The 22,057-nt window shown below is 69.7% G+C and carries 13 protein-coding genes; 8 read left to right on the forward strand and 5 right to left on the reverse strand.

Annotated features, from left to right (window positions below; genetic code table 11):
- Positions 1-240 precede the first annotated feature (240 nt).
- The gene (locus CCO03_RS01650) at positions 241-978 is read left to right on the forward strand and encodes a hypothetical protein (RefSeq protein ID WP_087276391.1); all 738 of its coding nucleotides are present in this window, start codon (positions 241-243) and stop codon (positions 976-978) included.
- A 345-nt stretch (positions 979-1,323) separates the two neighbouring features.
- Here the strand turns inward: CCO03_RS01650 and CCO03_RS01655 are convergent, their stop codons facing one another.
- A complete protein-coding gene (locus CCO03_RS01655; protein ID WP_087276394.1) occupies positions 1,324-2,013 on the reverse strand; it encodes a dienelactone hydrolase family protein in 690 nt (229 codons plus the stop codon).
- A 296-nt stretch (positions 2,014-2,309) separates the two neighbouring features.
- Here CCO03_RS01655 and CCO03_RS01660 point away from each other — a divergent pair, with 296 nt between their 5' ends.
- Complete coding sequence (locus CCO03_RS01660; protein WP_087276397.1) at positions 2,310-3,296, forward strand: tripartite tricarboxylate transporter substrate-binding protein; 987 nt, start codon at positions 2,310-2,312, stop codon at positions 3,294-3,296.
- Positions 3,297-3,932: 636 nt separating this feature from the next.
- Positions 3,933-5,180: an ABC transporter substrate-binding protein gene (locus tag CCO03_RS01665; RefSeq protein ID WP_087276400.1), complete on the forward strand. Its 1,248-nt coding sequence runs from the start codon at positions 3,933-3,935 to the stop codon at positions 5,178-5,180.
- Between the two features lie 266 nt (positions 5,181-5,446).
- On the opposite strand, the gene CCO03_RS01670 is transcribed toward CCO03_RS01665, so the two are convergent.
- Both CCO03_RS01670 and CCO03_RS01675 read right to left on the reverse strand, forming a co-directional pair.
- Complete coding sequence (locus tag CCO03_RS01670) at positions 5,447-5,758, reverse strand: Mpo1-like protein (protein WP_087276404.1); 312 nt, start codon at positions 5,756-5,758, stop codon at positions 5,447-5,449.
- 390 nt (positions 5,759-6,148) lie between these two features.
- Positions 6,149-8,323 (reverse strand): TonB-dependent siderophore receptor, encoded by a 2,175-nt coding sequence (locus CCO03_RS01675; RefSeq protein ID WP_087276407.1) that lies wholly within the window; start codon positions 8,321-8,323, stop codon positions 6,149-6,151.
- Between the two features lie 920 nt (positions 8,324-9,243).
- Here CCO03_RS01675 and CCO03_RS01680 point away from each other — a divergent pair.
- From CCO03_RS01680 to CCO03_RS01695, 4 genes are all read left to right on the forward strand, one after another.
- Positions 9,244-15,621 carry an excinuclease ABC subunit UvrA gene (locus tag CCO03_RS01680; protein ID WP_157667438.1) on the forward strand — a complete coding sequence of 2,126 codons (6,378 nt, stop codon included), beginning with the start codon at positions 9,244-9,246 and terminating at the stop codon, positions 15,619-15,621.
- Between the two features lie 209 nt (positions 15,622-15,830).
- On the forward strand, positions 15,831-16,850 hold the full coding sequence (locus CCO03_RS01685; protein WP_087276409.1) for an ornithine cyclodeaminase: 1,020 nt from the start codon (positions 15,831-15,833) through the stop codon (positions 16,848-16,850).
- Positions 16,851-17,051: 201 nt separating this feature from the next.
- A complete protein-coding gene (locus CCO03_RS01690; protein WP_087276412.1) occupies positions 17,052-17,849 on the forward strand; it encodes a hypothetical protein in 798 nt (265 codons plus the stop codon).
- Positions 17,850-17,945: 96 nt separating this feature from the next.
- The gene (locus CCO03_RS01695) at positions 17,946-18,401 is read left to right on the forward strand and encodes a MaoC family dehydratase (RefSeq protein ID WP_205690346.1); all 456 of its coding nucleotides are present in this window, start codon (positions 17,946-17,948) and stop codon (positions 18,399-18,401) included.
- 570 nt (positions 18,402-18,971) lie between these two features.
- Here CCO03_RS01695 and CCO03_RS01700 read toward each other — a convergent pair.
- Entirely contained in the window at positions 18,972-19,547 is a 576-nt protein-coding gene (locus CCO03_RS01700; RefSeq protein ID WP_087276417.1) for a YaeQ family protein, read from the reverse strand.
- 184 nt (positions 19,548-19,731) lie between these two features.
- Positions 19,732-21,138 (reverse strand): adenylosuccinate lyase, encoded by a 1,407-nt coding sequence (gene purB / locus CCO03_RS01705; RefSeq protein ID WP_087276421.1) that lies wholly within the window; start codon positions 21,136-21,138, stop codon positions 19,732-19,734.
- A gap of 253 nt (positions 21,139-21,391) precedes the next feature.
- On the opposite strand from purB, the gene CCO03_RS01710 reads away from it, so the two are divergent.
- Positions 21,392-22,009 (forward strand): glutathione S-transferase C-terminal domain-containing protein, encoded by a 618-nt coding sequence (locus tag CCO03_RS01710; RefSeq protein ID WP_087283952.1) that lies wholly within the window; start codon positions 21,392-21,394, stop codon positions 22,007-22,009.
- Positions 22,010-22,057 lie beyond the last annotated feature (48 nt).

The raw sequence follows: 22,057 nt of genomic DNA on the forward strand, positions 1-22,057 counted from the left end.
ACGCTGCCGGGCTGCCCGCTGTTGACCCGTGGTGCCGTCATCGTCCTCGAGGGCGCGCGAGGCGAGGTCCATCCGCCCTAATGGCTGCTGCAAGCGCCCCTGCCGGTGTGATCAGGCGGGCGTGGCCAGGCGGGTTGTGCGCCGCGCCGGCATGCAGAGCGGCCCGGCCTGTCGCCTGCCCACGACGTGGGCCTGGTCTTGTGTCAAGATGCCCGGCTTCTCGTCGAGTGGGTCTGCACCATGTTCCTGTTGAACCGCCTGGGTGGCGCGCTGCTGATGTTGGCACCGGTCTGGGTTGGCGCCCAGGGTCTGGTGCAGGAGGGCAATCCGAACGCCCCGGTCTCGACCGAGGTGCACAAGTGCGTGCGGGCCGGCGAGGTCTTCTACACCAACGGAGCCTGCCCAGCCGGCACCTCGTCGGCTCCGCTCAACAGGCCCTCGCCGGCCACCCGTTCCGACGCGGCACCCCTGCGTCCCTTGCCGCCGCCCAGCCGTGCCGAGCCGCCACCACGCCCGGCGCCGGCCGCGGTGCAGCGCGCCGCCCCGCGGGACACGGCCCCCGTGCCGCTGGCGGAGCCGGTCTACCAAAGTACGCTGACCACGGTGCGCGCGCATGAACTGGTGCCTGCGCGCCCGCCGGCGCCCGAGCCTGAGGCGACCCCGGGGTTCAGGCCTCTGTCGTCGTTTCCGCGCCTGCCCGAGGCGGGCGCTGGCCGGGCCAGCGGCGGGCGTGCCGGCGATCAGGACGGCGAGGCGCGTTCAGCCGCGCCCGTGGAAGCCCCCATGCGGGGCCCGACCAAGCAGGCCGAACCCGTGGCCGATGCCCGCGCCAACAACAGCGCCATGTGCGGGTTCGTGCGCGCCGAGCTGGACCGCCTGGGCGTGGAGTCCGCCGGCGCCAAGACCGAAGACGCCAAGGCCCGCATCGCGGTGCACCAGAAGCGCCTGCACGACCGGCAGGCGCAGCTCGCCTGCTGATCCGCTGGGCGCCAGGCTGGCCTCAAGAGTCGTGTGCTGAAGGCGCTGACGCCACGATGGTTAGCGGGCGCTCAGACGCAGCACATCGTTCTGCTTGTTCGGGGCATCGGAAGCCGGTTGGGTCGCTGCGCTCTGGTGGATCGCGAAGGCGATGTGGTCGGCGTTGCTTCACCCCTGCAAGCCAAGAACGTGCTGCTGGCCAGGGGTGGATGGCGGTCTGCGACTTGCGCGGCCGTCCGCGGGAACCGAAAACAACAGGGCCCGATGGGCGGTCATGCGACACGCCCATCGGGCCCTGCAGGGTTCACGCGACGGTGAACGGCTTGCCGTTCGCCCGCCCTGGCATCACTTCAGGTGTTCGGCGAAGAAGCCCAGCGTGCGCTCGCGGGCCAGCTTGGCAGCGGCGGCGTCGTAGCTGCCGCGCTGGTCGCAGTTGAAGCCGTGGTGGCCCGGGTAGACGAACATCTGCACCTCGGGGTGGGCTTGCTTGAAGGCTTCGATGGAGTCGAGCGGAATCCACTGGTCGGTGTCGGCGAAGTGGGCCATCACCGGCACCTTGGGCTTGCGGGCGATTTCCTCGGGGGTGGTCATGCCACCGCCGTAGTAGGGCGCGGCGGCCGCCAGGCCATTCAGCTCGCAGGCCGCGCGCCAGGTCAGCAGGCCGCCCCAGCAGTAGCCCACGATGCCGACCTTGCCACCGCTGGTCTTGGCGGCGTAGTCGATGGCGGCTTGCAGGTCCTGCAGCACGCCGGGCGCGGGCAGGGCGTCCACGGCGGTCTTGTAGCCAAACCCTTCGCCCATGTCGGCGTCGGTGTAGCCCAGCTCCACGTTGGGCTTCACGCGGTGGAAGGTGGACGGCGCCACGGCCAGGTAGCCGTCGGCGGCGTAGCCATCGGCCACGCTGCGGATGTGCGAGTTCACGCCAAAGATTTCCTGCGTCACCACCACGGCCCCTTTGGGGGCGCCGCTCGGGGTGGCCACGTAGGCGGGAATGGCGGTGCCGTCGGCGGCCTTGAGTTCGACAAACTGACCCATGCTGATCTCCTGATGTTGGCGGGATGGACAAAGGCATGGCCCACGGGGCCGGAGGCGTAACCCCCGGCGACTGGGCCAGCGTTGCCGGGCTATTGTGCCGAATCTGCATGCGGGGCCTGCCGGCAGGGGCATCGCCGACCCCCGGGCGAGGGATCGTGGCTCCCACATGCGCCGCGCCAACCGTGCAGGGGCCACACCGGGCGCTGCCATTTACCCGGACATCGGGGTGAACCCTGAAGGCGATTGCCGCTGGCGCACGTAGCATCTGCGCCTTTGTTTTCATTGGAGTACACCCCATGCGCCTGACCACTCGCCTGAGCCTGACCGCTGCCGCCGCCCTGGTGGCCACTGGCGCCTTCGCGCAGGATTTCCCCGCCGGCAAGACCGTGACCATCATCGTGCCCTTCGCCGCGGGCGGCCCCACCGACAAGGTGGCCCGCGACCTGGCCGAAGCCCTGCGCAAGCCGCTGGATGGCGCCACTGTGGTGATCGAAAACGCCCCCGGCGCGGGTAGCACCATCGGCATGGCCAAGGCCGCGCGTGCCAAGCCCGATGGCTACACGCTGCTGCTGACGCACATCGGCATGGCCACGGCCCCCACGCTGTACCGCAAGCTGCCCTACAACTACGCCGAGTTCGAGTACCTGGGCCTGGTCAACGACGTGCCCATGGTGGTCGTCTCCAAGCCCACGCTGCCGCCGGGCGACTTCAAGGCGCTGCGCAGCTACATCGACGCGAACAAGGGCAAGCTCAACCTGGGCCATGCTGGCCTGGGTTCCGCCTCGCACCTGTGCGGCCTGATGCTGCAGACCGCCCTCAAGTCCGACATGACCACCGTGGCCTATGGCGGCACGGCGCCGGCCATGACCGACCTGATGGGTGGCCAGATCGACGTGATGTGCGACCAGACCACCAACACCACGCAGCAGGTCGAGGGCAAGAAGATCAAGACCTTTGCCATGACCACGCAGCAGCGCATCAAGACGCCGGCGGTCTACGCCAACCTGCCCACGCTGGATGAAGCCGGCCTCAAGGGCTTCAACGTGACCATCTGGCACGGTCTGTACGCGCCCAAGGGCACGCCGGCGGCCATCACCCAGAAGATCAACGCCGCCCTGAAGCAGGCGCTGAAGGACCCCGAGTTCGTGAAGAAGGAAGAAGGCCTGGGCGCCGTGGTCGTGACCGACAAGCGCGTCGAGCCGGCCGAGCACAAGAAGTTCGTCGCCGCCGAAGTGGCCAAGTGGGCGCCCGTCATCAAGGCTGCAGGCCAGTACGCCGACTGATCGCGGTCTGCCGCGGCCTCACGACCCGGCCCTCGCGCCGGGTTTTTTGTGGGCAAGGTCGCTGCTGCACCGACGCGACGCTGACGAGTCAGGCGGTTGCCGTGGGTCACGCGCGGGCGGTGGGCCGGCGATGTCCGCGAAGCATTGGGCGGAGGCCCGCTTGCGGGGGCAGGCCGCGCGCCGCTTGCCCGTTGGGTGCCGGGCGTTGGCGACCCAGCTGCATCGCTCCGAGCGCTGTGGGTGGACACCGAGACCGATACCGCTTGTCGGATGGGCGGCAGGGTGGCCGAAGCCCGCGTGTGCTCATCCAGTGCGGTGCCGCCACCGTGTGCCGTGCTGCCTGGGTGACAGTCGGGTTCTGTGCACGGATTGGGTAGTATGAGGTCATTGCCGTTTGTCCTATATCGAGAATGGGAAGATACCCATGTCAGGGCGTGACGATGCGGTGTGACCGACGGCGGGGCTTGGGGCAAGTCCGGGTGCTCGAGCCGGGGCAAGCCGCTCAGACTGCTGCCGCGGGCCGACCGGCACCGTTCGTCCCCGCCCAGGGACCGCATGAGGCGGACTGTGCATCGCATGGACGGGCGCGGGGCCGAGCCGGCTGCGTGTTTTGAACCACCTCTGGAGAGACATCCCATGGCGTTTGCATCCCTTCGCACCCTCCCCTCTTGGCGCTGGACGGGCCTGACCGGCTTGCTCGGCTTGGCCCTGGGGGCCGCCCCGGTTCAGGCGGCGGGCATCTCCGGCGACGTGGTGCGCATCGGGGTGCTGACGGACCTTTCGGGCCAGTACGCCGACACCTCGGGCAAGAACACGATCGAGGCGGTGAAGATGGCCATCGAAGACTTCGGCGGCCAGGTCAAGGGCAAGAAGATCGAGGTGGTGACGGCCGACCACCTGAACAAGGCCGACGTGGGGGCGACCAAGGCGCGCACCTGGTTCGACCGCGACGGCGTGGACACCATCGTCGACCTGAACAACACCGCCGTCTCGCTGGCCGTCTACAACCTGGCCAAAGAGCGCAACAAGCTCATCCTGAACACCGCGGCCGCCTCGGACGTGTTGACCAACGAGCACTGCATCCCCACGGCCATCCACTACACCTTCGACACCTACGCCTTCGCCAGCGGCGCGGTGCATGGCCTGGCGGCCCAGGGCAAGAAAAACTGGTACGTGTTGGCGGTGGACTACGCCTTTGGCAAGACGGCGGCCGAAACCATCACCAAGGTGGTGGGCGAGAGCGGCGGCAAGGTGGTCGGCCGGACCTACCACCCGCTGGGCGCGAGCGATTTCTCCTCCTTCATGCTGCCGGCCCAGCAATCCAAGGCCGACGTCGTGACCTTTGCCAATGCCGGTGCCGACACGGTGAACGCCATCAAGACCGCGGCCGAATTCGGCGTCAGCCCCAAGCAGACCGTGGTGCCGCAGATCATGTTCATCAGCGACGTGAAGGCCCTGGGCCTGCAGAAGGCGCAAGGCCTGGTGTTCGCCACCGCGTTCTACTGGGACCGCACGCCCGAGACGCGCGCCTGGGCCGAGCGCTTCTTCAAGCGGACCAAGGTGATGCCGACCATGAGCCACGCCGGCGCGTATTCGGCCATCACGCAGTACCTCAAGGCCGTGGACGCCACGGGCAGCGACGACGATGGCGCGGTGCTGGCGGCCCACCTCAAGCGCACGCCCATCAACGACATGTTTGCGCAGAACGGCCAGGTGCGCGCCGACGGCCGCATGGTGCACGACATGTACCTGGTGCAGGTCAAGACGCCGGCCGAATCCAAGCGCGAGTGGGACTACTACAAGGTCCTCAACACCATCCCGGGTGACAAGGCCTTCCGGCCCCTGGCCGAGAGCAAGTGCCCGCTGGTGAAGCAGGCGAGCTGACGGGGCCACAGCGTGACGAACGGGCGAGCGGTGCGCCACCGGTCGCCCGTATTCATGGAAAAATGGGTGGGGTATAGTGGCATCTGCGTTTGTATGCCATCGAGAGTAGCGCCATACCTGATGCTGCTGGCAGAGGCTGAACGAGCGGATGGCCTGGCCCGACGCCGAAGCCCAGCAGGGGTGCAGGCCATGCCCAGGAACCCGATGGCCCAGGCCGTGCGCGTCGGCCTCACGCTCAGCGACATGCAGCGGGCACGGGCCGACGCCTAGAACGCGCGCTTGCGCGTCACCACCTCCCACCACAGGCGCCAGTCGCCCATCAGGCTGTACAGCGGGTACTGGAAGGTGGCGGGCTTGTTGTGCTCGAAGAAGAAATGGCCCACCCAGGCGAAAGCGTAGCCCTGCAGCAGCGCCACCAGCAGCCACCACGGGTTGAGCGACGCCACCGCCAGCAGCACGAAGCCCAGCGCCAGGCTGGTGCCGATCACGTGCAGGCGGCGCGAGGTCGCGTTCTGGTGCTCGCTGAGGTAGAAGGGGTAGAAGTCCCGAAACGACGGGTAGCGTGTCGGCGCGTTCATGGCAGCTCCACAAGGTCCAGCGCACCATGCTCGCGGAAGTGGGGCCTCGATGCAAGGTGGGGCCGCTGCCGGCCCTTGGAACGCAAGCGTCCCCCCGGGTTGTCTGTGGGTGCGTGAATGGGCGCACTGCTGCGCCACTCTTGTTCGGCGTGTAGGCGTCTCGGTGAGCGACCTGGTCCGGCGCACCGTTCCGTGCCGATCGGCAGTGCCGCCCCGAAGCGGGGGGCCGGCGGTTCACGCCGGTCAGATCGGTGTGGCCCAACTCGTCGGGTCCAGGCACCTCCGATGCGCTGGCCCCGACGATGCGATCTGGTTGCGGAAAGGCCTCGGCGCCTTAGCCTGACCGCCTCCGATGTGCACTGCCCCTGGTCGCTGGCGCGGGACCCGCCGTCAGAACCGGTAGGTCGCCGTCAGCAGCGCGTTGCGGCGCTCGCCATAGAAGCAGTCGCCGCGCGCCAGGCACTGGGTGATGACGACCTTGTCGGTCAGGTTGTTGATGTTGAGGGCCATGCGCCAGTTGCCGGCGTCGTAGGCCACCATGGCGTCGGCCAGCAGGCTGGAGGGCGTGTCGATGGCGCGGGTGCCCGACCACATGCGGTCGGTGTAGCGCAGGCCTGCGCCCACGGTCCAGCCGCCGCGCCCGCTCGAGGCGAAGCGGTGCATCAGCCAGGTGGAGGCGGTGTGGCGCGGGATGTTGGCCACGCGCTGGCCCTGATCGCCCGCGGTGCTGCGGCGGATCGTGGCGTCGGTGTAGGCGTAGCTGACGACCCAGTCCCAGTTGCGGGCCAGGCTGGCCTTCAGCTCGGCCTCCAGGCCTTTCATCTCGACCTGGCCGATCTGCAGGCTGTTCAGCGGGTTGGCGGGGTCGGTGGTCTTGCGGTTTTTCTCGCGCAGCTGGTAGACGGCCACGAAGCCGGCCAGGCCGCTGTCGGGCGGCATCCACTTCACCCCGGCCTCCACCTGTTGGCCGCGCTGCGGCTTGTAGGGCGTGCCGTACACGTCCACGCCGCCCAGCGGCTGGAAGGATTCGGTGTACGAGAGGTAGGGCGCCCAGGCGCCGGCCTGGTAGGTCACGCCCATGCGCTTGGTCCAGGCCGAGTCGTCCACGGCGGCCGCGGGACGGCCCTGGGTGTCGGTCTTGGCGGTGTCGTGCCGCAGGCCGACGGTGGCCGTCCAGTTGCCCCAGCGCAGCTGGTCCTGCAGGTAGAGGCCGAGCTGGCGTTGCGACACGCTGGGCTGGCGCACCAGGTCGGCCGCCGTGGGCGGCGTGAAGTTGCCGTAGACCGGGTTGTAGGCGTCGATGTCGGGGGCCACGGCGCGCCAGGTGGAGGAGGTGGTGCTGTTGCGCTGCATGTCCACGCCGGCCAGCAGCGTGTGGTCCACGGCCCCGGTCTGCAGGCGGCCTTCCAGCTGGGTGTCGACGAGCAGCATCTTGCCGCCGTTCAGGTTCCACGAGGCATCGCGCGGGAACGTGCGGTTGTCGGGGTTGAACACCGGGCGTGCGGGCCGGCCCGTCGCGGCATTGGCCGCGAAGCTGGTGTACATGGTGCGGTAGTCGACTTCCGTGATGGTGCGGCGTAGGTTCTGGCGCACGGTCCAGTCGTCGTTCAGCTTGTGGCTGAAGAGGTAGCCCCAGGACCGGTTGCGGGTGTCGAAACGGTCCCAGTCCGGCTCGCTGACGAAGGTGTTCGTCGGAATCTGGCCATAGGGGCTGGGCAGCCGCGTGCCCTGCCAGGGAAAGAAGCCGATCAGCGAGCCGCTTTTGTCGCGCTGGTAGAAGGCCTGCAGCGTGAGCGAGGTGTCGTCGTTGGGCCGCCAGGTGAGCGAGGGGGCCAGCACCACGCGGTCATCCTTCACGTGGTCGACCTGGCTGTTGCTGTCGCGGCCCACGGCCACCAGCCGGTACAGCCACTTGCCGTCGCTGTCCAGCGGGCCGGTCAGGTCGCCGGCCACCTGTTTGCGGCTGTGGCTGCCCACCTGCACCTGCACCTCGCGCCGGTTGTCGGCCAGCGGGCGCTTGCTCGTGAGGTTCAGCACACCGCCCACGCTGCCTTGGCCATAGAGCACCGATGACGGGCCGCGCAGGAACTCCACGCGCTCCAGCGTGAAGGGCTCGACCTTGTTGTTGTTGTAGGTGCCGTAGCCGCGCAGCATGCCGTCCAGGTACTGCGTGACGTCGCCGCCACGGGCCTTGAACGAGTCCACCCGGCTGTCGAAGTAGCTGGAGTTGATGCCCGCCGTGTAGCGCACGGTTTCGCGCAGCGTGGTCACGCCCTGGGCATCCATTTCGTCGCGGGTCACCACGCTGATGGCCTGCGGCGTCTCGATCAGCGGGGTGTCGGTTTTGGTGGCCGACAGCGCGCGCTTGGCCACAAAGCCCGTGACGGGCGCCGTGGCGCTGTCGCCGCCCGGGTCGGCGGTCACGGTGACCGGTGCCAGCGAGCCCTCGGCCACAGGGGCTTCCGGGGTTTGGGCCTGGGCAGCGCCCAGGTCGAGCAGGGCCAGGGTGAGCGCGCAGGCCAGAGGGGTCAGCCGCGGACGCTGCGGGCGAAAAGTCGGTGTCATGGTGTCGGTCGATGAAGGAGGAAAACGGGCGGTGACGTGCGGACCACGGCTGGCCACGATGGCGCGGGCTGGGCAACAGGCTCGCGGCCGGTGCGGGCGCACGTGGGGTCGCGCGCACGGCCGGCCACCGGTGGTGCGGCAGCCGGGGTGGCGAGCCGTCGCTCAGCCCTCGCGCAGGGGCGCGAGACACCTGGACCGGCCAGCAAGGGCAGACAGGCCGGGCTGCGGCTTGTCAATCAAATGCAAATCACTCTCATTTTTATTATTGCAAAGAAGCGTTGTTTTTTGGTAAAAATGGCGCGTGGTGTCGGATTTGCGCCACATGCTGAGCCCTGAGCCCTGAGCCCTGAGCCCTGAGCCCTGAGCCCTGAGCCCTGAGCCCTGAGCCCTGAGCCCTGAGCCCTGAGCCCTGAGCCCTGAGCCACCACCGCTACCGATCCGCCAGCAGTGATCGCACAGGCACTGCCTGGCCAAACTGCCGCAAGCCACCGCCACAGGTTGGCGCGCCACGCTGTCGGCACGACTTGCACTTTGCGGGGTTGCGCCTGGCGGGCGAGGACAGCACACCGACCTGTCTTCTCGCCGGTGACCGATGCCGGGGTGAGCGGGCGCTGGTTACGCGCGGCCAGGTTGCCGCCGACCAGGCAGTGCATGCGACATGCTTTCGACGGCGACGGCGACGGCGACGGCGACGGCGACGGCGACGGCAAGGGCAAGGGCGCGCCGTCCTGTCGGAGCGCCACCCGTTCCGCGACTCACCCGCAGGTGCCCGCGATCCCGGGCGGTTCGGCGAACCGGCAGCTGTGCCCGCCCGCGTCGCGTGGGGGCCAGGCCCGAAGTCGCACCCCCCGCCAGGGTCAAGCCGGGGCGCCTAGAATTTTTGCCCCGGCCACCTCGGCACGTCCCAGAGACCACAGCCCATGCCCCACGATCCCATCCGCATCCGCGGCGCGCGTCAGCACAACCTCAAGGCCATCGACGTGGACATCCAGCCCGGCCAGCTCACCGTGGTCACCGGACCGAGCGGCTCGGGCAAGTCCAGCCTGGTGTTCGACACGCTCTACGCCGAGGGCCAGCGGCGCTACGTGGAGACCTTTTCGGCCTATGCGCGCCAGTTCCTGGACCGCATGGACAAACCGGCCGTGGACAAGGTCGAGGGCGTGCCGCCGGCCATCGCCATCGACCAGACCAACCCCGTGCGCTCCAGCCGCTCCACCGTGGGCACCATGACGGAGCTGAACGACCACATCAAGCTGTTGTTCGCGCGCGGCGGGGCGCTGTTCGACCGCGTGACCGCGCAGGCCGTGCGGCGCGATACGCCCGAATCCATTTACGCCGACCTGCGTCTCCGCGCCGAGGCAGCGGGTGACCCGAGGCTGGTGCTGACCTTCCCGGTCGAGCTGCCGGCGAACACCACGGCCGACGAGGTGGCGCAGTGGCTGTCCGCCAGCGGCTTCACCCGCGTGCAGGCCGAGCGCGAAGAGGTGCGCCAGGTCGCCGCGGCAGACGGCGAGGCGCCGGCCAAGAAGAAAACGACCAAAGCGGCCGCGGCTGCCAAAGCCAAGGACGAGGCGCCCGGCGTGGTGAAGGTGCTCGACGTGGTGGCCGATCGTTTCCGCATCAGCCGGGCCGAGAAGGCGCGCGTGGTCGAAGCCATCGAGGTGGCCCTGCAGCGCGGGGGCCGCGTCAACGTCTACGCGCTGCCCGCCAACGAGGATGCCGCCGCCGGGCAGGCCGCTGAATCTGGCCCCGAAGCCGCGAACCCGGCAGGGCGCGTGGGGGCGTCGGCCGCCGCGAGGGGCCGCCCCGAGCAAGGCCAGCCCCTCGGGGGGGCAGCGGACCAGGCGCTTGCGCCGGGGAGCGTGGGGGCCAAGGCCGCCGCGACGGGCCGCCCCGAGCAAGGCCAGCCCCCCAGGGGGGCAGCGGACCAGGCGCAGCCGGGGAGCGTGGGGGCTTCGGCCGCCGCGACGGGCCGTCCCGAGCAAGGCCAGCCCCCCGGGGGGGCAGCGGACCAGGCGCAGCCGGGGAGCGTGGGGGCTTCATTGTGGAAATACTCCACCGGCCTGCACTGCCCCGAGAGCGAACAGCGCTACCGCGAACCGATCCCCTCCATGTTCTCGTTCAACTCGCCCGTGGGCGCGTGCGAGGCCTGCCGGGGCTTTGGCCGCGTCATCGGCGTGGACTGGGGGCTGGTGATTCCCGACGAGAAGCTCACCCTGCGCGCCGGGGCCATCAAGCCGGTGCAGACGCCGGCGTGGAAGGAGATCCAGGACGACCTGATGCGCCATGCCGAAGAAGCCGGCATCCCGCGCGACACGCCCTGGGCCCAGCTCACGGCCGCGCAGCGCGACTGGGTCATCGAGGGCACGCCGAATTTCAAGGAAGGCAACTGGAACCGGCAGTGGTACGGCATTCGGCGCTTTTTCGCCTACCTCGAAAGCAAGGCCTACAAGATGCACATCCGCGTGCTCTTGTCCAAGTACCGCAGCTACACCACCTGCCCGACCTGCGGCGGCGCGCGCCTGAAGACCGAGAGCCTGCTGTGGCGCGTGGGCAACCCGGCCCAGGCGGCCGCAGCCCTGCAGGGGGATGACGGCCAGACGCACCCGCGCTTCCTGCCCCAGGGCGCGAGCTGGACGCGCGCGCAGCTCGATGCGCTGCCCGGCCTGTGTCTGCACGACCTGATGCTGATGCCCATCGCGCGGCTGCGCCGGTTCTTCGATGCGCTGCGCGAGGAGGTGAAACGATCGAGCAGTATGGGTGATTCACCGTCAATGGATGAACGGGAACAGCCGCATACCCATCAGGATGATCGCCCGGTGGACAGCGGCGAGGCACAGGCCATGCGCCTCATCCTCGACGAGCTGTGCGCGCGCACGGGCTACCTGTGCGACGTCGGCATCGGCTACCTCACGCTGGACCGCCAAAGCCGCACGCTCTCGGGCGGCGAGGTGCAGCGCATCAACCTCACCACGGCCCTGGGCACCTCGCTGGTGAACACCTTGTTCGTGCTCGACGAGCCCAGCATCGGCCTGCACCCGCGCGACATGCAGCGCATCAACACCGCCATGCTGCGCCTGCGCGACGCCGGCAACACGCTGGTGGTGGTCGAGCACGACCCGGCCGTCATGTTCTGCGCCGACCGCGTGCTCGACTTCGGCCCGGGCCCGGGCCAGCAAGGTGGGCAGATCGTGTTCGACGGCACGCCGGCCGCGCTGCGCCGCGCCCACACGCTGACGGCCGATTACCTCTCGGGCCGCAAGCGCATCGGCATGGGCTTTGCCCGGCCTGTGCAGGCCAGCACGCCCAAGCTGATCCTGGAGGGCGCGCGCCAGCACAACCTGAAGAACGTCTCGGTCGAGTTCCCGCTCGAGCGCCTGGTCTGCGTCACCGGCGTCTCGGGCTCGGGCAAGTCCACGCTGATCCAGGACGTGCTGGCTCCGGCGCTGGCGCGCCACTTCGGCAAGCCCACCGATGCCCCGGGCCGCTTCGACCGCCTGCTGGGGGCCGAGCAGCTGGCCGATGTGGTCTTCGTCGACCAGTCGCCCATCGGCAAGACCGCGCGCTCCAACCCCGCCAGCTACGTGGGCGCCTGGGATGCGATCCGCACGCTGTTCGCCACCACGCCGCTGGCGCGCCAGCGCAGCTACACGGCGGCCAAGTTCAGCTTCAACAGCGGCGACGGGCGCTGCCCGACCTGCGGCGGCTCGGGCTTCGAGCACGTGGAGATGCAGTTCCTCTCCGACGTCTACCTGCGCTGCCCCGACTGCGACGGCCAGCGCTACCGGCCCGAAATCCTCGAGGTCCGCATCGAGCGGGGCGGCCGGCTGCTCAACGTGGCCGACGTGCTCGCGCTGACCGTGGCCGAGGCCGTGCAGCTGTTCGGGTCGGCGAAGGGCCGCACCCAAGGCGGCCCAGCCCTGGGGGGGAGCGTGGCGGCTGGCGGTGACCGCGACGTGGTGCGCGCGCTGCAGCCCATCGTCGACGTGGGCCTGGACTATGTGACGCTGGGCCAGCCCGTGCCCACGCTCAGCGGTGGCGAGGCGCAACGCCTGAAGCTGGCGGGCTTCCTGGCCGAGGCGGCCCGAAGCACCACCGCCAGCAAGCAGAAGACCGCGCGCAAGGGCACGCTGTTCCTGTTCGACGAGCCCACCACCGGCCTGCATTTCGACGACATCGCCAAGCTCATGCGCGCGCTGCGCAAGCTGCTGGATGCCGGCCACTCGCTGATCGTGATCGAGCACAACCTGGATGTGATGCGCGCCAGCGACTGGCTGATCGACCTCGGCCCCGAGGGCGGCGATGCGGGCGGCCAGGTGGTGGCGCAGGGCACGCCGGTGCAGGTGCGCGATGCCTTTGATTCGCCCACCGCCCAGGCGCTGAAGGAGTATGAGGCGATTTTCGATCAAAGCATCAATGATAAACACACCATACTGCCTGCCAATTTAACAACCCATTCCTCGCAGGCCGAAGCCGCGCTGGCCGTGGGCGAGGCGCGCGCGGCCTACGGCATCGTGCGCGTGGCGCCGGGCACGGTGCTGGCGCCCTCGGCGATCGAGGTGCGCAACGCGCGCGAGCACAACCTCAAGCACCTGGACGTGGACGTGCCCCGGGGGCAGTTCAACGTCATCACCGGCGTCAGCGGCTCGGGCAAGTCCACGCTGGCCTTCGACATCATCTTCAACGAAGGGCAGCGGCGCTACCTGGAGTCGCTGAACGCCTATGCGCGCTCCATCGTGCAGCCCGCGGGTCGGCCCGAGGTGGACGCCGTCTACGGCATCCCGCCCACCGTGGCCATCGAGCAGCGGCTGTCGCGCGGCGGCCGCAAGTCCACCGTGGGCACGACGACCGAGGTGTGGCATTACCTGCGCCTGCTGTTCGTCAAGCTCGGCGTGCAGCACTGCGTGCACGACGGGGCCGCCGTGCAGCCGCAAACGCCCGAGCGCATCGCGGCGCAGATCCTGCGCGACTACGCCGGGCAGACCATCGGCCTGCTGGCGCCGCTGGTGGTGGGGCGCAAAGGCGTGTACACCGAGCTGGCCGACTGGGCGCGCCCGCGCGGCTACACCCACCTGCGCGTCGACGGGGAGTACCTGCCGACCACGGGCTTTCCGCGCATCGACCGCTTCAAGGAACACCACATCGAGCTGCCCGTGCGCAGCCTGCGCGTGAGCACGGCCCACGAGGACGAGCTGCGCAACGCCCTGGACACGGCGCTGGACATCGGCAAGGGCGTGGTGCAGGTGATGGCCGACATCGACCGCCTGGGCGCGGCGATGGAGGCGGGCGAGTCCACCGCCGGCATCGGTCGCGTGCAGGCGTTGTCGACCCAGCGCGCCTGCCCGGTGTGCGCCACCAGCTACGCCGAGCTGGACCCGCGCCTGTTCTCGTACAACAGCAAGCACGGCTGGTGCCCCGACTGCGTGGGCACGGGCGTGCAGCTGTCCAAGGCGCAGCGCAAGCTGCTCGACGATTCGGTGCTGGCCGACGACCAGCGCGGCCGCGAGCAGACCTTCGCCGAGCCCGAGGTCGAAGACCTGGAAGACCAGCCCTGCGCGAGCTGCGGCGGCACGCGGTTGAACGCCGTGGTGCGCGCCGTGCTGCTGCACACGCACAGCGCAGGGGAGCGCGGGGGCAATCTCCCCATCACCGAGGTGGCGCGGCTGTCGGTGGCCGAGGTGCGCACCTGGGTGCAGGACCTGATGCAGCCCGGCCGCCTGAGTCAGCGCGACAGCGACATCGCGCGCGACCTGCTGCCCGAGATCGAAAGCCGCCTCGCCTTCCTCGAAGAGGTGGGCCTGGGCTACCTGACGCTGGACCGGGGCGCGCCCACGCTCAGCGGTGGCGAGGCCCAGCGCATTCGCCTGGCCGCGCAGCTGGGCAGCAACCTGCAAGGCGTGTGCTACGTGCTGGACGAGCCCACCATCGGCCTGCATGCGCGCGACAACGCGGTGCTGCTGAATGCGCTGCACAAGCTGGGCGACAAGGGCAACACGCTGCTCGTCGTCGAGCACGACGTGGACACCATCCGCAGCGCCGACCACATCATCGACATCGGCCCCGGTGCCGGCAAGCGCGGCGGCCGGCTGGTGGCGCAGGGCACCGTGGCCGAGGTCGAGCAGGCGAGCGACTCCGTCACCGGCCGCTACCTGCGCCAGGCCATGCAGCACCCGCTGCATGCCTTGCGCGCGGTGCCGGTCACGCTGGCCGAGAAAAAGGCCAGCGCCGAGAAGGTCGATTGGCTGAACGTGCACAGCGCCAGCCTGCACAACCTGAAGGATGCGATCGTCAGCCTGCCGCTGCACCGGCTGGTGGCGGTCACCGGCGTCAGTGGCTCGGGCAAGTCCACGCTGGCGCGCGACGTGCTGCTGACCAACGTGCAGGCCGCCGTGCAGCAGCGTTCGACCAAGGCCGGCCGTGAGGCCGACGAGGCCGGCCAGCACCCGGCCTGGGTGGGCTGCATCGCCATCAGCGGCTACGAAGTGATCGACCGCGTGCTCGAGGTCGACCAGACGCCCATCGGCAAGACGCCACGGTCCTGCCCCGCGACCTACATCGGCTTCTGGGACACGGTGCGCAAGCTGTTCGCCGAGACGCTGGAGGCCAAGGCGCGCGGCTACGGGCCGGGCCGCTTCTCGTTCAACACCGGCGAGGGGCGCTGCCCGACCTGCGAAGGCGCGGGCGTGCGCACCATCGAGATGGCGTTTTTGCCCGACGTGAAGGTGCCGTGCGAAGCCTGCAAGGGCGCGCGCTTCAACCCCGAGACCCTGGCCGTCACCTGGCGCGGCAAGTCCATTGGCGACGTGCTGGCCATGGAGGTGGACGAGGCCGTCGAATTCTTCGCCAGCATGCCGGGCATCGCGCACCCGCTGCAGCTGCTCAAGGACGTGGGCCTGGGTTACCTGACGCTGGGTCAGCCGTCGCCCACGCTGAGCGGCGGCGAGGCCCAGCGCATCAAGCTCGTCACCGAGCTGACCAAGGTGCGCGACGACGTGACCCGGCGTGGCAACAAGGTGCCGCACACGCTGTACGTGCTGGACGAGCCCACCGTGGGCCTGCACATGGCCGACGTGGACAAGCTCATCCACGTGCTGCACCGCCTGGTCGATGGCGGCCACAGCGTCATCGTCATCGAGCACGACCTGGACGTCATCGCCGAAGCCGACTGGATCGTGGACCTGGGCCCCGAAGGCGGTGCCGGCGGCGGCGAGGTCGTGGCCAGCGCGCCGCCCCCGGCCGTGATGGCCCTGGGCACGCACACGGGCGTGGCGCTGGCCAAGCATTTGAGCGCGCGTTGAGGGCTGACGCCTCCGTCGTCTGTGGGGGCCGATTGGCTGCCGTGGATCGAGGGGCTGCCTCGGCCCAGCCGATGCGCGCAGCGAAGGCGGGCTGGTGTCTGCAGATGGTGTGCAGAGTCACCGTGCGCCTGATGCGCGCGTGGCCGCGGCATCGCGGGTCTCGCCTGGGCTGGCTTGTGAGGACGGAGGACGCCCGCTAAGCTGGCCCCATGACCACCTTCCTCAGCGTCGCCGACCTGGTCCAGCTGCTGCACCGGGTGGGCCTGCGCCCGTTCATCGAGGCGCTGGCTCAGGCCTTGCACACCGACTTTTGCCGCTGGCCGGACTTCGAGAAAGCGCCGCGCGTGGCCAGCCATTCGCCACAGGGCGTGATCGAGCTCATGCCCATCAGCGATGGTGTGGACTACGCCTTCAAGTACGTGAACGGCCATCCGCGCAACGGCGAGCGCGGCCTGCCCACGGTGATGGCGTTTGGCGTGCTGGCCGAGGTCGCCACGGGGTACCCGCGCTGGTTGGTCGAGCTGACGGTGTGCACTGCCTTGCGCACGGCCACCACCTCGGCCCTGGCGGCACGCGCCCTGGCCCGCCCCGATGCGCGGCGCATGGCGCTGTTGGGCTGCGGGGCACAGTCGGCGTTCCAGGCCTTGGCCTTCGAGACGCTGCTGGGCATTGAACACCTGGCCGTGTTCGACCCCGACCCCGCGGCTTGCGCACGCCTGCAGGCGCACCTGAGCCGGGTCAGCGGCTTGCGGGTGACGGTCGCGGCCTCGGCCCACGAGGCCGTGCGTGGGGCCGACATCGTGACCACCGCCACGGCCGCCAAGCGGCACGCGCGCGTGCTGACCGTCGACATGGTGGCACCGGGCATGCACCTCAACGCCATCGGCGGCGATTGCCCGGGCAAGACCGAGCTGGACCCCGAAGTGCTGCGCCGCGCACGCATCGTGGTCGAGCTGGAGGCACAGACCCGGATCGAGGGTGACATCCAACAGCTGCCGCCCGACTGGCCCGTGACCGAGCTGTGGCGCGTGCTGCGCGGCGAGGTGCCCGGGCGCGAGTCGGCCGAGCAGGTCACGCTGTTCGATTCCGTGGGCTTTGCGCTGGAGGACTACAGCGTGTTGCGCACCGTGGCTCGCCTGGCCGAGCAGCATGGCCTGGGGCAGCCGCTGGACCTGGTGCCCGACCTGCGCGACCCCAAGGACGTGTTCGGGTTGCTGGGGGACGCATGAACGGGTGTGGATCGAACGGCCAGCAGGCTGCCACTGCGGCGGTGCCGATGCGCGGCGGCACCGGGGCGTCTTCCACCGAGCCCGTTGGGCGGCGCCCAGGGCGGATTTCACCTGCGCATCGCACCGGCACTTCCGCCTGCACGTCACCTGTTCCGCCCTCCACCTGCGCCGACAGGCCTCGTCCATGAATCAAGCCCCCGCATGCCCCTGACCCGCGACACCTGGCCCAGCGCCGCTGCCGTCCGCGCATCGCTGATGGCGCAGTTCACGCTGCCCCCGCTGCCGGCAACGGTCCACGATTGGCTGGCCTGGTATGCGGCCCTGGCGCCGGGCCAAAGCCTGTACCTGGGGCCGGACCCCGCAGATGCGCCGGAGGACGACGACGGGATGGAAGACGCGGCGGACCTGGCGGTGGGCGTGCTGACCGGCGTGCCCACGGTCGATGTGCCCAGCCTGTTTCACGCCCTCGATGGCTACCGCTTCGTGCTCGATGCGCGGCGCAGCACGCCCGATCACCTGGTGTGGGCCGATGTGGCCGCCACGGGACCTGGCGATTGGCAACCGCACTGGCTGGTGTTGCAGAACGCAGGCGGCGACCCCCTGATCGCGGACGTGCGCACGCCCGAGGTGCCGATCTACACCGCGCCGCATGGCGCGGGCCGCTGGGACGCGGCGCTGCTGTGTGCGAGCCTGGCCGAGCTCATGCAGGCCATCACGGTGTACCGGCCCGAACGGGTTGGCGACGCGCCACCCGCGCCCCGCTACACCGTGCGTCTGGTGGACCTGGGGCCTGTGCCGCTGCGGGCCCTGCTGGCGCTCAAGCAGCTGCCGGCTTACCGCGACTGGGGCAGCAGCCGGCTCATGGCCTTGAAGGACGGGCTGCCCTTGACCCTGGTGCACGACACCGTCAGCCTGCCGCTGGCCGAACGCCTGGTGCGGCAGTTCGAGGCCGTGGGGGCCCGCGTGGCGCTGAGCAAGCGCCTGGCGCCGCGCGCCTGAGCCGTGGCCTGGCCACGCGGCGCGGGCTGAAGGGGCGCGGCCGCGCTGTCACTCGCCCGACACGGCGGTGCGGCGCCCGCTTCCACAATCCCTCGCATGAAAATCTTCGAAACCCTTCAAGAGATGGCCGACCAAGTGGGCCAAGAGATCGGCGCCAGCGAGTGGATCACGGTCACGCAGGAAAAGATCAACCTGTTTGCCGAGGCCACGGGTGACCACCAGTGGATCCACGTGGACGTGGAACGCGCCAAGAAGGGCCCGTTCGGCGCCCCCATCGCGCACGGTTTCCTGACGCTGTCGCTGCTGCCCGAGATCTGGGGCAAGGCCATCAAGGTCAACCAGACCGGCATGGGCGTGAACTACGGCCTGAACCGCGTGCGCTTCATGAGCCCGGTGCCCGCAGGCAGCAAGGTGCGCGGCAAGATCAAGCTGCTGGCCGCCGAGCCGCTGGACAAGGGGGGCTACCAGTACACCTACGAAACCACGATCGAGCTGGAAGGCGCGGCCAAGCCCGCCTGCGTGGCCGAATCGCTGGTGCGCCGCTACCCCTGATTGCAGCCTGAGCCGCGGGTGCCGCAGGGCACCAAGGCCAAGGACGCCATGGCGGGCGATCAGGCCCGCCCTCGTTGACCCATCCCCTTGACGCCCACGCGTGGTCAAGGCGATGGGTTTGTCGTTTGTAGGGGTATAGGGCGATAGCCGTTCATCCCGAAACGGTGTTGCGGGCATACCCCAGTGGAAGGCATTGCCTGGGCACACGAAGGTGGCGGTCTCAGGCGACGTTTCGCAGCCGCAGCGGCGGATTCCGCGCCGGGTGGCGGCCGGGGTCGTGCGGGTCGTCCGGCTGTTGGGGAGCCCCGTGCCGCGGGCTGCACTCGGGATCGGCTATCGCGGATGGGGGCGCAAGACCGTGTGCGGCCTCAGCCAGGGCGCGCAGCGGGCGTTCACGACCCGATCGGGTCCCAGGTGGGTTAAACGGCGGCGGCTCGGCATCAGCCACGGCCTGTTGCACATCCGTGGTGGGGGGGCGAGGGGGCCCGGCCTGGGTGACGTTTGACGTTGGCCAGGTTCTGGTCGCAGGATCGGCAAACGGACCAAGAGGCCAATGGGCAAACGGCGCGGTCAGCGGCTGCTGGCCTCTTGCCAACGCTCGGGCTCGACGGTCACGGTCTGGCTGCCCCGGCTGATCAGCGCGGCGCCGTCCTGGATCGTGGCCTGCAGCTGCATGCTGCGCTCGGCCAGCGCCGCCAGGGCCTGCGACTGTTCGGTCGGAATGCGCCAGACGTTCACCTTGCTCAGCCGGGAAATCTTGGCCTGCTCGGCCTTCCACCAGATCTCGGCCTGGTGGCTGTAGGCGTACACGGCGACGGCGTCGGACTGCTGGCTGGCCTTGAGCAAGGGCTTGTCCAGCGGTTGGCCGACCTCGATCCACAGGCGTTTGCGGCCCGTGAAGTCGACCAGGCGCACGTCGGGGTCTTCGGGGCTGGACAGGCCGGCGCCAAAGCCGATGTCGCCATCGCCCTGGCACACGGTCTGCACCGCGTGCGCGTGGAAGGCCAGCGCCGCCAGGCGCACCATCATGCGTTCATCCGTCTCGCTGGGGTGGCGGGCCAGGGTCAGCGCATGCTCGGCGTAGTAGCCATGGTCCACGTCGGCCACAGAGAGGGTGCACTTGAAGATGGTGGCGGACAGGGCCATGGCAGAGCGCGGTGCGGGCCGCTGTTGAGTGGGTTGGGGGTATGCGTTGATTGTCGTTGTCAATTGAACGGCAATCGGGGAATACTGGGTTGGTTGCTTGGCGGGCGGCAGGCGCGCGAAGGCGCATCACGGGGGCTGCCGGGTTGGCCCGGGCGGGAGGCCCGGCTTGCGCTGGCCCGCCGCGTCAGGCGCCGCGCGCGAGCTGCTCGGCCTGGCCCACGTAGCTGCCCGGCGTCATGGCCAGCAGGCGGTCCTTGTCGGCCTGCGGGATGGCCAGGCCGTTGATGAGTGCATGCAGGTCCTCGCGGTGCACGGTCTGGCCACGCGTGACTTCCTTGAGCTTTTCGTAGGCGCCGGCCACGCCATAGCGGCGCATCACGGTCTGGATGGGCTCGGCCAGCACCTCCCAGCTGTTGTCCAGGTCGGCGGCCAGCGCGGCTTCGTTCAGCTCGAGCTTGTTCAGGCCCACCATCAGCGACTGCAGCGCCAGCACGGCGTAGCCCAGGCCCACGCCCATGTTGCGCAGCACGGTGGAGTCGGTCAGGTCGCGCTGCCAGCGGCTGATGGGCAGCTTTTCGCTCAGGTGGCGCAGCACGGCGTTGGCCAGGCCGAAGTTGCCTTCGGCGTTTTCAAAGTCGATGGGGTTGACCTTGTGCGGCATGGTCGACGAGCCGATCTCGCCCGCCTTGAGCTTTTGCTTGAAGTAGCCCAGTGAGACGTAGCCCCAGATGTCGCGCGCCAAGTCGATGCAGATGGTGTTGCTGCGCGCGATGGCGTCGAACAGCTCGGCCATGTAGTCGTGCGGCTCGATCTGGATGGAGTAGGGCTGGAAGGTGAGGCCCAGGCCGAACGGCGCGCTGCCGCTGGCGTCGGCTGGCTCGGGCGTTTCGACCACGCGCTGCGCGAAGGCGGCCCAGTCGAACTCGGGCCAGGCGGCCAGGTGGGCGTTGTAGTTGCCCACGGCGCCGTTCATCTTGGCCATCAGCTGCACGCCGGCGATGGCGGCGCGGGCCTTCTTCAGGCGCACGGCGACGTTAGCCATTTCCTTGCCCACGGTGGTGGGGCTGGCGGTCTGGCCGTGCGTGCGGCTCAGCATGGGCACGGCGGCAAACTGGTTCGCCATGTCGCCGAGCTTGGCCACCACGGCGTCGAGCGCGGGCAGCAGCACCTCGCCCCGCATGGCCTTGAGCTGCAGGGCGTGGCTGGTGTTGTTGATGTCTTCGCTGGTGCAGGCGAAGTGCACGAATTCGGCGGCGGCCTCCAGCTCGGCATGGCCCTTGAACTGGGCCTTGATCCAGTACTCGACGGCCTTCACGTCGTGGTTGGTGGTCTTCTCGATGGCCTTGATGGCTTCGCCGTCTTCGGCCGAGAAGTTCTGGTGCAGGCCGACCAGCAGCGCGCGCGCGGCGGGCGACAGCGGCTTGAACTCGGCAAAGCCGGCGTCGGACAAGGCCACGAACCACGCCACCTCGACCTGCACGCGGCGCTGCATGTAGCCCAGTTCGCTGGCGATGGGGCGCAGGGCGGCGGTTTTGCCGGCGTAGCGACCGTCGAGCGGCGAAACAGCGGTCAGGGCAGAGAGGGGAAGCATGGATTCAGACATCCCGCAATTGTAAAAGGCCGGCCTGGCGCCGGTGGTGGGGTGCGGGGCACGGCGTCGTGAAGGCCGTCCGGGCTGGACGGCGGCCGCGGGCGCACCGGGCTCCGCGACGGGCCGCCCGGAGCCACCCTGCCCCCTCGGGGGTCGCCCGGTCAGGGGCTGCGCGCCCGGCGCGCAGCGCAGGAAAGCATGGGGGCGCCGGCCTAGAATGGCTGCCGTTCTGCAGTCTTCGCCCATCCCCACCATGCAACTCATCGGTTCGTTGACCAGCCCTTACGTGCGCAAGGTGCGTGTGGTGCTGGCGGAAAAAAAGCTCGACTACCACCTGACGCTGGACAACGTCTGGGCCGATGACACCCGCATCCAGGACTTCAACCCCCTGGGCAAGGTGCCCTGCCTGCTGCTGGACGGCGGCGAGGCCGTGTTCGACTCGCGCGTCATCGTCGAGTACCTGGACACGCTGTCGCCGGTCGGCAAGCTGCTGCCCGCCACCGGCCGCGAGCGGGCCGAGGCCAAGACCTGGGAGGCGCTGGCCGACGGCCTGCTGGATGCCGCGCTGGCGGCCCGCATGGAGCGCACCTGGGTCAAGCGCGCCGACAGCGAACGCAGCCAGGCCTTCATCGACCGCCAACTGGCCAAGATCGCGTCGGCCCTGGCCGCCATGGAGCGCGGCCTGGGCGACCAGCCGCATTGCCTGGGCGGCGCCCACCTCAGCCTGGCCGACATCGCCGTGGTCTGCGCGCTGGACTACCTGGATTTCCGCTTTCCCGAGCTGGCCTGGGCCGAGGGTCATCCCAACCTGGTGCGCCTGCAGGCCAAGCTGGCCCAGCGGCCCAGCTTCATCGACACCCTGCCGCAGTGAGCTGATGGGGTATGCGGTTCTTCTCGTTGATGTGACAACGAGAGAGGC

This window comes from Comamonas serinivorans, from assembly GCF_002158865.1.
GTDB classification, from domain to species: Bacteria; Pseudomonadota; Gammaproteobacteria; order Burkholderiales; family Burkholderiaceae_C; genus Comamonas_E; species Comamonas_E serinivorans.